Below are 15047 nucleotides of genomic sequence, written 5' to 3'. Positions count from 1 at the left end.
CCCGCCGCGATCGCCTTGGCCGTCAACGCCCACAAAGCGCCCTGCCGCGTCCGGTCCCAAGCGACACCGGCCTCCAGATGCAGGACCTTACGGCCCATCGCCTCCTGCTCCGCGGGCGTCATCGAGCGGAAGACCTGGGCGGCACGGGCCGTGGCCCAGAGAGTCGATGCCAAATGCCGCTGGGTGAACGCCGCGGGAGCCGCCAACGACTGCGTGTAACGGGTCAGCTGCTCACCCTTGTCCGCCAACTGCTTGAGAGTGATCTGGACAACCGGCGACGGCACCGCCTCCGTCAGCTTCGCACCGGGAACGGCTGCCACCCGGGCCGCGGCGAAGTCGAGCAGCGCCACATACCCGGCCGGATCCGGTGCCTTACCGCTGTGCTCCCGGACGAAGAAGTCCAGCATGTCCAGCCGGAACGGCGTGAACTGACTGATCGCCGGATCGTTCGCCCGCATCCGCTCCAGCGCGCCGATGCCCTTCAGCACCCGCTCGTACCGGCCACCCGGCACACCACGGTCGTTCTCGATCTCATGGCCGAACACCGACCGCAGAGCACGCACCAACCGCAGCGTCGTCGCCCGCGCATCCACACCGGCAATGGCGTCCACGCCCGCGTCCCGGGCCAGTTGGTCCAACTCGTGATCCAGCGGCTCAGGACGGCGCCGGACCCGGTGTCCATCCTCGCCGCTCGCGGCTCCCAGAGCCACACGCCGGGTGCCGTCCATGCCCGTCTGCCGGGTGTTCCCGTCCGTTTCCCGCCGGCTGAGGTTGGCCACGTGCTGGTCGAGGGAGACGTCTTCCAGCGGATCGTCGACATGGGGCGCCGGACTGTACGAAGGCTGATCCTGCCGCGGATCGCCATCCGTCGCACTCCAGCAGACCTCCATATGCAGCCGGTGCCCCGGCGGCAGCTCCCGCACCTCACGCAGCCCGACGATGTACGCGGCCGCATCCCGCTTGTCCAGCCACACCGTCCGGCCATCGCGCAGCGGAAGCTGCATCCGGCCGGGCTCCCCATGACCGGCGTAGACATACACCGCCGAGTCCATGGAAACCGTTTCCGAACCGGTCTCCTGATACCCCTTACCGGCGGGCGTCAAGTGCACGAGCTGACGTATCTGACGGAAAGTCCGGAAACGCTGCTCCCGCCGACGCAGCTTGTCCCCCTGGCCAACGGCCAGCCGGCCGAACCGCTCATGGTTCTCATCCACCAGCGGCCGGGTGGACACATCGCTGTCCCGGAACGTCGTCCCGTCCAGCGCCGTCCACTCACGATCCACAGACGACGTGCTCGCCGACGGGCGCACCGGCACCCACGCACCGACCGGTGCGTCCGGGTCACGGTCCATCAACACCAGAACATGCGCGTTCCCGGAACCGTCCGGAGCCAGACGCCCCTCGCCGCTCGGACCCCACACCGTGCGCCCGAGCCGGTCGGCCACCGCCCGCAGCATCTCCTGGTACTGCTCCCCCGCGAACTCAATGGCCAGCACGACAGGGACGTCCTTCGGCAGCTTGGCCAGCTCCGGGTCGGCCGCCAGAGCAGCTGCGATCCCCTCGGCGTCCAGCACCCGGCCGTCCGGCAGGCGCACCCGCCCGTTCTCACCCTCGGCCGCCACCACATACGCACCGTCCGGCCACGGCGCCGGCTCGCTCGAAACCACCTTCGGCACGGCACCCGGCCGGATCTCGATGACCCGCACCGTCCCCGGCAGCACCCGGCTCACAGGCTTCTTCGTCCAGTTACGGCCCTGCGGACGACCCGACGGCCCCGTGACCACGGTCCGCGACGACAACATCGCGTCGTTCGGCCCCGTGAACCTCCCCGACACCGCCGCAGGCGCGGGAGCATTCACCGTGGACGGCGGCACGGACAGCCCCGACGCCGGGGCGAAGAGAGACATCTCCACATCCCCGTCCCGCACCGCACCGCCATCGACGACACCCCTCGTGGGGAACTGGTCCCAGGCCCGCACGCTCTGATGCTGCGGGACGAGCGAGAACCGCGAGAGTTCCAGGTCGACGCCCACGGAACCCGCCGCCGACACCAGCAGGAACTGCAGAGCCACCGGCAGCGGCGGAACGTCCTGCCCCAGAACGGCGAATTGCGAACCGATCGCCACCCGCAGATCGCGCCATGTCAGCGGGGACTGGATGCCGTTGGCCGCTCGGGCCTGCTCCAGCGCCCAGAAACCCTGCAACAACGCCTCGAACGCGGCCGTGTCGTTCTCCAGCAGCGGACCGTAGACCAGCCGGATCGCCCGCACCCACCGCAGCACATCCGGAGCACGCCAACGCTCACCCGTCACCCGCTCCGCCAGCCGGCCCAGCTCAGCGGTCGACGGCTCGGGACGGAAACCGGCCCACCAGTCCCCCTCCGCAAGCTGCAACCGCGTCTGCGTATCCCCCTGACCCGGGACAAGGACCGGCTCCAGCCCACTCCCGGTCGCCCACACCCAACGGTCCATCCCGTTGGCAAGCACCTGACCCGCCAGCGGGACATACAACGGGTCATCCGCGGGCGGGCCCGCCAGATCAGCCCCCGAAACCAGCACCGCCGTCTCCGGAGACGCCGCCGTCAGATGACCGTCCACGGCGAAGAGGAAGTCCACGATCCGCGCGTAGTCGAAGACCGCTTCCGTGCCGTCCGACAACGCCAGCGCGGCGGCACTCGCGTCACCACGCAGACCCACCAGATGCGCCTCGCCGAACGGCAACGGCTGCACCGGGCTCTCCAACGGCACCGGCCCCTGCCGCACCAAGGTGTATCCCGCGACCTCCGGCAACAAGCCATAAGCCTGCCGCAAGGCGTCGTGCCAGTCCGGACGCGAGGAAACCCCCACCGGCCTGCCGTCCGGCCCCGGCCCCCGGTGCTTGACCACCTGCACCCGGTCCAGCAGAACCCGGGCCCCGTCCACCGCCACGATCTCCGACTCCAACGGCAGCAGCGGCGGGGTCAGCTCGGGATCCGCCAGCACTTCGAGAGCGGCACTCGCAGCCTCGACAAGTGCCCGGAGCCGCGGCTGGTTCTGCGGCGGAACAGAGTCGAGAAGACCGGTGGTCTCGTCGACAGCTGCCCGTAGCGCCTGGTGCACCGGGGCATCGAGAGGCAGCGGGGTTCCCAGAGCGTAAGCGCCCAGCGCACGGGCGACCTTCTGGCTGTCCCCCACCGACATCAGCCGCCGGGCCCCACCCCCGGCCTGCGGCAGACCTGCCATCAGAACCATTTGCACAAAGTGGGCCAAGCCCCGGACCACCGGGTTGTCCAGGATTCGCACGACGGCTTCACGCAGGACGTCCTCGGGCAGCGGCGCCGCGAACATCTGCGCCCGCTGGTAGGCCTCTCGGCTGAGCTGCGACAACTCGGCGACGGCCCGCCGGATGTCCTCGGGCGTCATCAACTGACCGTTGTACGCGAAGTGCCGAAGCTCCGTGAGAACCAGCGGAATCTCCAGCCGGCCCTCATCAGTGTCCAGAGTCGGATACAGATCGTCGTCCATGTCGACCATCTGCTTCTGCGTGATGACCTTGCCCTCGGAAGTACGCCCCGTCAGTACAGAGGTCACATGCTCCCGGGCCGACGGCACATCACCGATGGTCGCGTCGAAGAACCCCGGGAAGAACGGCTTGTCCGGCGTGATGCTCCTCCGGTACATCTCCAGCAGTTTCGCGAGCACGGTGGCGAGATTTCCGCTGATGCCGTCGTGCTGCTTGTTGAGGAAGTCCCGGTTGCCGGGCCGCAGAGCCCGCCAGACCCGGTCCAGGGCGGGGCGGGATCCCACCGCCAGGCCGTTCTTGACCATGAACGAAGTCGGGGCCTGGTTGAGGATGACGCCGGTCGGCCTGGCGACAGTGTGGGCATACGCGAACCGCAGGTAGCCCCAGAGGTCGTCGACGTCCGGGATGACCCCGAGGATCGGAACGACCATGTCGGGCACCTCGCTCCGGCCGGTGAGACCACGCACGAAATCAGCGACGGCCTTCATCCCGAATTCCCTGCCCGACGCCTCCACCGCCCCGACGGCCCCCCTCGGCATCCGGTCCACCGCCGCGTCCTGGAGCACGGTCAGGCCCAGCGCGGGGAAACCCGTGGTCGGCTGCACATAGGCAAGGTTCGACCTGACCGGAGTCGGGCCGACCATGGCCTTCTCACCCAACTTGGTGATCTTCCAGCCGTCGTCGGCGGGAAGAAGAGCCTCGAGAGACATCGGCACAGCATGGGGCTCATCCCTGGCGTCCAGCGCCAGGCCGACCCTCTCCAACCGCGCCAGCGCCACCTCCGGAGACTGCCTCCGCTCTCCCGGAAGCACCGCCATCGGCTCGACGACGATCTCCCCGATGATGTAGGCGCGTTGCTCGGGCTTCGGATCTCCCGGCGCCATCGTGGGGAACGTGAGGTGCAGCCGCCCGTCAGCGGTTCGGTACAGCCCGGCATGATCAGTAACGATCTTGAAACCGGGGGCAGTGGCCAGCACCTGCTTGGCGGGAACATCGCCCATCCCGCTGATGACGAACACCTGACGCTTCTCGACCTCAAGGCCAAGAGCTCCGTAATCGCGTCCGGTCGCCGCGTCGAGCACCGGGTGTGCCGGGGAGGCCGACTGCGCGAACTCCGGCAGCGCGCCCTCCACCACAGGCCCGTCAGGATCGATCGCCCGCCCGGAAGAATCGATCACCACCGCCCGCGCGTCGGACGCCGCCACCGCCGGCGGGAACGCGGACACCTGACCGTAGGCACCAGCCGACACATCCACCCACACCACGCCGTCCGACCCGTCCGGCCCGCCCAGGTGATACGCCGCCCACGCATGCCCCGGCGCCTTACCCTGACGCCGCGCCAGAACCAACGCCGCCGCACCCGGCCCCGCCGCCGCGACCGCGTCCTTCACCGCGTCCCACGACCGAACCCCACGCCACCCCGGACCCACCACCAGAGACGACTCCGCCGAGGTCCCGCCGACCACCGCATCGTCCAACGCGACCGCCGGACGCACACCGCCGCGGTACAACTCGTCCCGCAACGCCCTCAGCAGCACCAGACAACGCTCGACGGACATGCCTGCCGCCGGCCCACCACCCGCCACCCGACGCACCAACCGCGCCAGCTCCTCACGGCTGAGCGGCGACGGCATGGAGACCGGGGCCGACGGGGCGAAGGTGATCGTGGGGCCCGACGACGCGGTGGACTGCCCGGGCGGGCTCATCGTCTGCTGGTTGGCCGCGGTCCACTGGCCGGGAGCCTGGGTGGCCGGATCCAGGAGGGTGACGATGCCGAGCGGGGCGGACGGGGCGGGGGCGGTCAGCGTCATGGGCGCGCTGTGGCTGACGGCGGGACGTCCGGTGCGCTCGAAGAACCGCTGCGCCAAGTGCCCCAGGGCCCCGGGGCCGGTGGTCAGGAACACGACGGGGCTCGTCAGGGGGGTGCTCCGCAGCGCCGGGTCGAACGCCAGCAGCTCCAGGAACTCCGCCTCGGGCACCAGGACGCCGGGACGGCCGGGCAGCTGCACGCCCACGTTCCCCGCCTGGTCCACATGGATCAGGTACAGGAGCGGCATCGGCTTGCCCGGACCGGCCCAGACCGGCTGAACGGGCTGGGTGGCGGGTCCGCCCGGTCCCATGACCGTCTGGTGGACGGCGCCCCAGTTGACGCCCGCGGGGGCCGGCGTACCGCTGTAGTTGACGCCTTGGACGTGCTGCCCCTGCCTCAGCATCCGGCCCGGTGCGAAGGCGCCGCTCTCCGCCAGGTGGTAGGCGGCCAGCGCATCGTGGTTCGTGACGTCCACGCCCCCTGCGATGGCCTTGGCGCTCAGCGCCCAGAGCATCTCCTGCTTCTGCCGGTCCCACGGGTCCGCGCCGGACAGATGGAGCACCCTGCGGCCGAGTGACTCACGGTTCTCCTTCGGTGTGTCAGCGAACAGCGTCTTGGCGGCGCGGGCCGTGGCCCAGAGGGTGGACGCCACATGCCGCGGGGTGAACATCTCGGCGGGGGACAGCGATTGCGTGTGCCGGATGAGCTGTTCGCCCTTTGCGGCGAGTTCGCCCAGCGTGAGTTGCAGGACCGGTGCCGGCACCGCCTCCGTCAGCTTCGCACCGGAATCGGCCGCGACCCGGTCGGCGGCGAAGTCGAGCAGCGACCGGTACCCGGCCTCGTCCGGAGCCCTTCCGCTGTGCTCCCGGACGAAGAAGTCCAGCATGTCCAGCCGGAACGGAGTGAACTGACTGATCGCCGGATCGTTCGCCCGCATCCGCTCCAGCGCCACGATGCCCCGCATCGCCCGCTCGTACCGGCCGCCCGGCACCCCACGGTCGTTCTCGATCTCATTGCCGAACACCTGCCGCAGCGCCCGCACCAGCCGCAGTGTGGTCGCCCGCGCCTGCGACGGTCCGGCACCGGGGATGGTGTCCACGCCCTCGTCACGCGCCAGCTGGTCCAGCTCGTGCTCCAGCGGCTCGGGCCGGTAGGTGACCCGGCGTCCGGCTTCGCCACCGGGCGCGTCGATCACCACCCGGTCACGGGAGTCCAGGCCGGTGGGCCGGGTGACCGCCGTCGTCTCCCTCCGGCTGTCGTTGGCGGCGTACTGACCAAGCGGAACATCGTCCAGAGGGTCGTCGACGTGGGGCGCGGGCTGGGTCGCGGAAATGTTCTGCCGCGGGTCGCCGTCCGACGCCCCCCAGCAGACCTCCAGGTGCAGCCGGTGCCCCGGCGGCAGCTCCCGTACCTCACGCAGCCCGCTGATGTACCGCCCGGCATCCCGCTTGCCCAGCCACACCGTCCGGCCGTCACGGAGGGCGAGCTTCAGCCGGCCCGGCTTCCCATGAGCCGCATAGACATAGACCGCCGGATCCGGTGTCACCTCTTCGGAATCGACCACCCGGTAGCCATCACCGGCCGGCGTCTTGTGCACCAGCTTGCGCATCCCGGGGAACGCCCTCAGCAGGCGCTCACGCATCCGCATACTGTCCCCGACCTGCACCGAGATCCGGCCGAACCGCTCATGGTCCTCACCGACCAGCGGCCGGCTGTACACGTCGCTGTCGCGGAACGTCGTCCCGTCCAGCGCCGTCCACGCGCGGTCCTCGAACGGCACTGTCCCGGCCGGCGGGTCGAACGGTACCCAGCCGCCGAACGGCAGGTTGGCGTCGCTGTCGACGATGACCGGACGGTGGCCGCCGGCGGAGGCGTCGGCCACCATGCGCCCCTTGCCGCTCGGACCCCACGCCCTCCGGTCCAGCCGGGTCGCCACCGCCCGCAGCACTTCCTGGTACTGATCCCCCGCATCCGGCAGCACCAGCACCACCGGCACGTCCTTCGGCAGCTTCGCCAGCTCCGGATCGGCCGCCAGCGCGTCGGCGACCCCCTCGCCGTCCAGCACCCGGCCGTCCGGCAGCCGCACCCGCCCGTTCTCACCCTCCGCCCAGACGACATACGCGTCATCCGGCCACGGCGCGTCCTCCTCCGACACAATCACCGGTGCCACGCCCGGCCGGGTCTCGATGACCCGCACCTTCCCCGGCAGCACCCGGCTCATGGACTTACCCGTCCAGTTACGACCCTGCGGACGACCCGACGGCCCCGTGACCACGGACCGCGACGACACCATGACGTCATTCGGCCCCGTGAAACTCCCCGACACCGCCGCGGGCGCGGGAACGTTCACCACGGGCGCCGGCGCGGACGGCCCCGACGCAGGCGCGAAGAGGGACATCTCCACGTCCTGAGGTGCCGGAGCAGGGGCGTGCGGCTGCGGCCGGTACGTGTTCTCCGCGTCGTCCCACATCGCCCGGAAACCCGCCCAGACGTCCTCCTCCTGCCGGGGGTTGGACTGCCAGGGGTGGATGCCCCTCGGGTTGGTGCCGTACAGCTCCCGCAGCAGCGGCAGCAGCTCCGGCACGTGGCTCCGGATCCACTTCGTCCCGTTGTTGCGGGGCCGGCCGGTGTACGGGTCCGTCCCGGTGTTCGTTCCGAGATAGACGTTGGTGAGCTGGGCGAAGTACTCGAACTCGTTCAGGGCGGAGTAGTTCCGCTGCTTGCCGGAGGCGTCGTACAGCGACCCGTCGGGCCACTGCGCGAAGCCGCCCGCCTTCAGCTTCGCGTTGAATGCCTCCAGGATGAGCCGCCGCTGACCGTCGGTCAGCCCGTAGTGGTGGATGGCGTGCGCGAACTCATGCGTCGTCGTGGAGTAGCCGTCGCGGTACAGACCCGCGCCCGGCACGCTCGTGGTGCCCCCGAGAAGGTTCTCCTCGGCGGCCGCGACGTGCCCGTCGAGATGGGTGCCGCGTTCGGTGTCGAAGGGGCGCGCGTCCTGTGTCGATCCCCCTTGGAGGGTGCGGAACGCGTCCAGCGACGTCATGGCCGCGTCCTTCGGGACCACGATCATCCGCGCGCCCTCGTTCAGCAGCCTCTCCGCCACGGCGGGGGAACGCAGCATCCGTGCGACCTGTGCCCGTGCCTCCAGGCCCGCCGAGACGCGCAGGTCCACACCGGCCGGAACGTCCACCATCAGCAGCGCGGCCGTACGCGCGAACTCGTCGGCGGGCAGGGCCCGACGCAGGGCCCGCACCAGGTCCCGGTCGGCGGCCAGGGTCTCGCGGTCCTTCGGTGACAACGGCAGCAGTCGGGAGGTCCGCTCCTTCTCGGGCATCACGGGCAACCGCGTGACCAGGTCCGCCAGTTCGGCCGACGACAGGGCGGCCTGCGGCGTCGGCACGGCCTGCGGCGTCGGCACGGAGGACGGGGTCGGAGCGGAGGCCTCGGCCGTCACCCGCTCCTCGGCCGGTGGCGCCGGCAGGGGCTGCCCGCCGAACCGGCCGGAGCGGGTCGCACGGGCGGGTGCCGAGGACAGGGAGCTGAGCAGTGACGGCCCCGTACCGGTGCCCTCCGTACGGCGGCCGGTCTCCAGCGTGCTCGCGAGGCCCGGCAGCCGGCCCCACGCCTGGCTGTGACGACGCGCCTGCTCGCTCAGTTCCCGCCGGACGGCGTTCACGTCCCGCTCGATACCGCGGACCTGGTCCTGGACCGCGTCCCGGGCCCTGGTCTCGCGCCTCAGGTCACCGTCCGCCCGCCGCAGTGCACGATCCGCCGGGGCCACGGCCCCCTCGGCGCGTACGAGTTCCTGAGCGAGGGACTCCTCCTGCTCGCGTGCCCCTTCGAGTTCGCCGCGGAGTTCGTCGGCCTCCTCGCGGGCGGTGGTCATCGCCTCGACGTACCGCTGACGCTGCCCGCGGGCGGCCAGCCCTCGCTCCCGGGTGGCGTCGGCGCGCTCCTCGGCCTCGTCCAGGGCGCTCTGCCGTTCGGCGGCGGCCGGGTCGGTCTCCGGGGTGGTGTCGACGAGCTGATCGAGGCGTTCCACCTCGGCCAGTTCCCGCTGCCACTGCTCCCGCAGCCGCTGTTCCTCCGCCGTGGCGGCGTCGTTCCGTACGCGCGCGTCACGCGCGACCTCGTCCAGCCGCGCGATCTCCTCCTCCGTCTCGCCGATCCGGTCCCGGACCCCGTCGAGCCTCGTCCGGACGGCCCCGGCGGTCCGGACGGCGTCGGTGTGGGCCCGGTCGGCGTCCCCGTGCGCGGTGGTGGCGGTGTCCACGGCACGGCCGGCGGACTCCAGGGCCCGCAGCGCGCCGGGCTGCCGCCGTGCCAGCACGGCTTCCCGGTGACGTGCCGTCGCCTCGGCCCGCACCGCGTGGAGGTAGGTGCCGACGGCGTCCCGTATCCCCTCCCAGGCGTCGCGGGTGGCCTCGGTCGTATCGGCGAGGGAGCCGTCGGCGGCGAACGGCCAGTGACGCAGGCCCTCGTCGGTACGTACGACCAGTTCGACCGGCTTCCCGGCCAGCGCGGCCGTACGGGAGGCGACGAACAGGGCGCGGGCCAGGCGGGAGCCGTCCGGGTCGGATCCGAGCGCGAGCCACAGCTCCGCCGACCCGTCCCGCTCGTCGATGCCGTCCGCCAGCACCCCCGGCAGGTCGGTGACCGGGTGCCGCGCCCAGTCCCGCAGATCGTCCGCGTCCTGGTCGGCGAGCATCGCGGGCAGGTCGTAGATACGAGGGCCGGGGCGCGGCGGGGTGACACCGAAGCCGAGCACATCGCGTTCCCACAGCCGCGCGGTGGAGCTTCCGGTGACGTACCGGGTGCCCTCGGGGCCGTTCACCGTGACGACGGTGTCGACCAGAGCCTCGTAGCTACGCGTGCCGCGCCGGTCCGCGGGCTCGGAGGCGGTGCCGGTCCGCAGGCTGGTGAACCCGGTGGAGGACGCGTTGCCCCCGGACGTGTTGGTGTGGGGCTGCTGCGCCGCCAGGGGGAAGGTCAGGCCCAGCAGGTGGAAGTTGCCGTTCCTCAGGCTGTAGGTGCCCTGGTGGTTCAGGACGAAGGAACTCCCGGCCGACGAGGTCGTCGAGGAGGTACGGACCTGCCTGCGGACCCGGTCCACGGCGACGTCGCCCGCGTCCGTGACCGGCCGCGCGTTGTGCAGGGTGATCTGCAGGGACGGCGCGGAATCAGGGCTCTGGAGCGGCCAGCTGCCGGGCACGGTGGTGGTCAGGCCCGCCGCCGTACGTGACGGGTCGAGGCTGATCTCACCGGCCTGGACCAGCTCGCCCAGGCGGGCGGCGACGGCTTCCGCCGAGGCGTTCGCGGGCAGTCCCCAGGACGCGGCCGTGCGCGGGGCGACGTCGCGCAGCGCCTGCATCAACTGCGGGGCGGCGTTGGTGTCCTGCACCGGCGTCGGCCCGGTCGGCACCAGGTGCGCACCCCCCGGGAACGGCAGTGTGCCCTGAGCCCGCGCGTCGCGCGCGGACAACAGCAGCGGGTCCCGCATGAGCAGGGCAGGGGGCCGGGGCCCGGCGTGCGTCCGCGGCTCCGCGGCCTCGGAGCCGATGAACCGCAGTTCCGTCGCGGCCGGCACGGTGACCAGGGTCTCCGGCCGGCCCCGCAGCAGGCGCCTGATCCAGGTGCGCACCCGCTGTGCCACATCCCCTTCGAGGCCGGACAGGTTCAGCAGCCCGCCCTGGAAGATCCCGCCGGGGATGTTGGGCGGCCACTCCCACACGAGCTCGGAGCGGACCGACGCGGTGTAGCGGTAGTCGAGTTCGAAGTCGGCGGAGCGCCCCGTACGCGTCCAGAAACGGTCCTCCCTCGCCGTGTCGGTCCGGCTGGTGCGGGTCCTGGCGCTGGTCAGCGCGAGGGACGGGCCCTCGCGGTCCGTACGCCCGGTGGAACCGGGGCGCGGATAGCGGGAGATGGGATTGGCCGTGATCTGGCGCGTCTTGGTGACGGCGGAGGAGGTCGCCGTCGCCTGAGGGGTGTGCGTGTCGACCTGCTCCAGGCCTCGGCCCTCACCGGCCGGCCGGCCGCGTACGCCGCGCAGGGCGGGCGTCTGCATCATCGGCTCGGCGCGCAGGGTCGCCTCGACCAGCCGCGCCCCGCCGTACACGACGTGGAGGAAGTGGATGCGCGCGACGCCGCCGGGACCGCGTGCGGGGAGGGCCCGCAGCCCCGCGGGGCCGGTGAGGCGGGCGATCTCGGCCTCCACACCGGACAGGTAGGAGGCGTGTCCTGGCTGGAGGGAGCCCGGCGCCTCGTTCTCCATCAGCCTGGTCAGCTCCCGGCCCAGCCGGTCCCGCCGCTCCCTGCGGTTCGTCGTGCCGTCGAGCTGGATGACGGACAGGACACTCGCCTTCCCCAGCCGGCGGGAGCGGACGAACCGGACGGGAAGGGGGACGCTGGGCTGAGGGAGCGTCAGGTCCGGGATGCCCGCCATGCCCTGGAACCACGCCGCCAGGCGGGCCACGCCCTCGGCGGGGGCCAGGTACGTCACGCCGCGGGGCAGGTCGATCGCGACCGTCACCGGGGCGAAGCTGCCCAGGCCGACGGCGTTCCCGGCCACGTTGCGCACACCCCACTTGACCGTCATCAGCAGCGTCACGTCGTTGCCGATCCACAGCTTGTCACCCGTCTCCTCCGCGGCGTGGGTGACCTTCGTGGTGGAACTCACCGTGCTGGTGTCGTCGGTGCGGCGGGACTGGGTGTACCGGCCGCTCGGGTTGGCCTGATGGACCAGGCGGTCGGGCGGGGTCGGCGCCGCCTGCACCGCGGTGAGCTGGAAGTTCCCCTGGCGGGTGAGGCCGACACCGCGCTGCCGGCCCGCGGTGTCGCCGACGGCGACGTCCTGCTCGGAGTAGACCGACCCGGAGCCCAGCAGACGGGGGTTGGTCAGATAGCCCCTGATCTCCAGCATCATCGTCTGGTCCGCCGCCATGCCCGGCAGCGTCAGGCCCTCCACCACATGCACGCCGCCCAGGATCTGCGCGGCACGGGAGATGAGCTGGGCCGGCCGGATCGCGTCGTGCCGGGCCTCGGTGGCGAGGGTGCCCTGGTCGTTGAGCGACGCGCCCGCCACGGCGACGGACGTCCACTTGTAGGTCGCCACCGCCCCGTCGACGGAGGTCCTGGCCGCCCAGGTCACCGGCGTCGCGGCCCAGTTGACGGCCGTGCTGACCCGGTTGACGGCACCGGTCAGGGCCACGGGCAGCGACTCCTTCACTGCGGATCCGCGCCTGGCGGTTTCCGTGGCCAGGCCGGTCAGCGTCACGGAGGCACGCCGCACCGCCCGGCCCAACGGCCCCTGCTCCGGGTGTCCCGGATAGGTCCCCGCGATGATCTGCTCCAGGGCCTCCATCACGGCGGCGGTGCCACGGAAGGTGTCCACGGTCGCACCGCCCGGCAGCCGGGTCAGCCCCGGCAACGGACGGCCCTGGGCGTCGACCATGTCCAGGCGCCGGTAGTCGTCCGCCGTCCCGCCGTCGGTGACCGGTTCCCGGATCACATGTCCCGGCCGGGGCCCGGCGGGTACGAGGCTCCTGTTCGGCGGGCGGGTGCGGTAGTGCGGCACCAGTACGGTGACGCTGCCGGGCACGGTGTGCGGGGTGGCGCCGGGGGCCCGCAGCGGTGTCCCGTCCGTGGCCGCCGTGGCGCCGTCGCCATCCGTTCCCGCGCCGTCGCCGTCACCGTCACCGTCACCGTCGGCGAAACGGATGCGCGGCTCGTCGGCGTCGCTCTCGTACAGGTCCAGGGCGAGCCTGGCCGGTATCCGGAAGAGCTCGCTGCCGTTTTCGGCCGCGATGACGAACTGGTCGTATCCGACCGAGTCACCGCTGTTCGCGGTGTCCGTGAGCTGCCCGGTGCCCGTGTAGTCCGGAGCCGGGTTCAGTGTCCAGTCGCCGTCCGCGAGGGGCACGCTGAAACCGCCGCCGGCTCCCGCGGAACCGCTCAGCGCCGTACCCCGCTGCCGCCCGCCACTGGCCTCGTGCGAGCTGAACCCGACGTGGTGGACATCGGGGAGCCTGCGCGTGTGAACCGAAGGCCGCGCGGTGTCACGGGCGACGGAGAACCGCAACTGCACCCGCCGGGTGCCCGTGACCGCATTCGGCCGCTCGAACCACACCGGCTCCCCGCCGTCCACGCCGTCCGGGACCGACGTGGCCAGGCCGAGCCGCGAACGCATCTGCCGCAGCCGCCGCAGGTTCTCCAGTTGCGCCAGGACCAGCGGCTCGTCCAGCCGGAACGGGAGCGACCTCCGCCGGCGTTCGGCGGGCGGCAGGAACCCTTCCTCGCGCAGCGTCGCCTCCGCCCGCGCGAACATCGCATCGGCCCCGTCGACCTTCAGGGGGGTCTCGCCGTATCCGATGCTGTCCAGGTTCTCCAGATGCTCGGGAGGCTCCCGTACCTCGTCCGGGCCGGGCGGGTGTCCCTCCATCGTCGCCCGCTGGGCGATCCGCAGCCGCAGACCGTCGTCCCACGGCCCGAACGTGCCGGTGACCCGACCGCCACCGGCGCGGTGCAGCGTCACGTCGTAGGTGACCCGGCCGGCGGTGAGCACATGACTGCGCTTGGTGCGCAGGCCGTGCATCAGCGTCGCGCTCTCGACGGTGTTCAGCCCCTCGTTCACCTGCCAGTTGACACCGGCCTTGCCCAGGAGGTTGCCGCCGAACGACGCCGCGGCGCCGGGGTGTCCCGCGGCGTGGTCGGTGGTGAACGCCGGCCCGCCCGAACCCTCGATCCCCAGACCGCTGGTCAGCTTCGCCGACCGGTCCACGCTGGACGCGTGCGTGAGCCACGTCTCCAGCGTGGCCTTGCCGTCGGGGCTCTTCCGCAGCGGCTCTCCCGGCTCGATACGCGCGGTGAGCTCCAGCATGCCGATCGCGTTGCCGTCGTCGTCCAGCAGCGTCGGCGAGAACACCCCGCCGTCGCGCTGGAGCTGGGGAGTGCCCCGCAGCATCTGCTCGTGCAGGAAGTTCTCCAGCGCCCGCTCCGAGACGTCGGGCAGGTCGTGCAGGTCACGGAAGTCGTCGTCCTGGAGGAGTTCGGTCAGCAGCCGACGCGGTTCGGCGACGCTGTCGGCGCCCCACAGCGGCAGGACGTCGTCCACATCCCCGGGTTCCGGCAGGTCGGTGGTGCCGTCGCCGTCGAAGGCGAGGTGCTCGTGAAGCCAGATCGTGAGGGCGCCGTGCGACTGCTCGGGCTGCCAGGTGCCGACCGGATCCTCGCGGAGGGTGTCCACCTGGACCTGCCAGCGCCCGTCGACGTCGATCGGGTGTGCGGGGTCCTCGGCCTGCCGCTTGTTCATGACCGAGAATGTCTCGCTGACGGTGATGGACTGGGCGAGCTGGTTGTGCGTCGCGGACAGGTTGACGGTGCCGTCCCACCAGCGCAGCGCCCCGGGGCCGTCGGCCGGGTAGAGCGCCGTCCAGGGCAGTGAGCCGGTGCGGATGTTCCCCGAACCCTCGGCGTCCGAGGACGACTGCCCGCCCGATGCCCGGTGCTCCACCTGGATGTCGGGCATCGTCGGAGGGCGCTGATCGCCGTCCCGCCCGTACTTCGCCGACTTCACGGCATCGGCGTAGGCGAGCCGTACGTCCACCGACCGGTCACGGCCGCCGTGCCGGACGGTGATCCGGTGCCCCTGAGTACTGCGCAGGTAGGGCCGGTTCAGCTCGACTTCCTCCGCGCTCAGCACATCGCGGAGCCGGGTGCGCAGCTCCTGGCCCTCGGCGCT

The 15047-nt window shown here is 71.9% G+C and carries 1 protein-coding gene (running past both ends of the window); it reads right to left on the bottom strand.

This entire window lies inside a single protein-coding gene on the bottom strand: locus ACIOJD_RS08165, encoding a lonely Cys domain-containing protein. The 63381-nt coding sequence extends 25111 nt beyond the window's left edge and 23223 nt beyond its right edge, so the window shows coding positions 23224-38270 (codon 7742, complete, through codon 12757, partial); the first complete codon in reading order (the gene reads right to left) occupies positions 15045-15047. The start codon and the stop codon both lie outside this window.

This window comes from Streptomyces sp. NPDC088116 (assembly GCF_044741745.1).
GTDB lineage: Bacteria > Actinomycetota > Actinomycetes > Streptomycetales > Streptomycetaceae > Streptomyces.
Note: the sequence above shows the minus strand (reverse complement) of the source record. Positions and strands in the feature narration are given on the sequence as shown.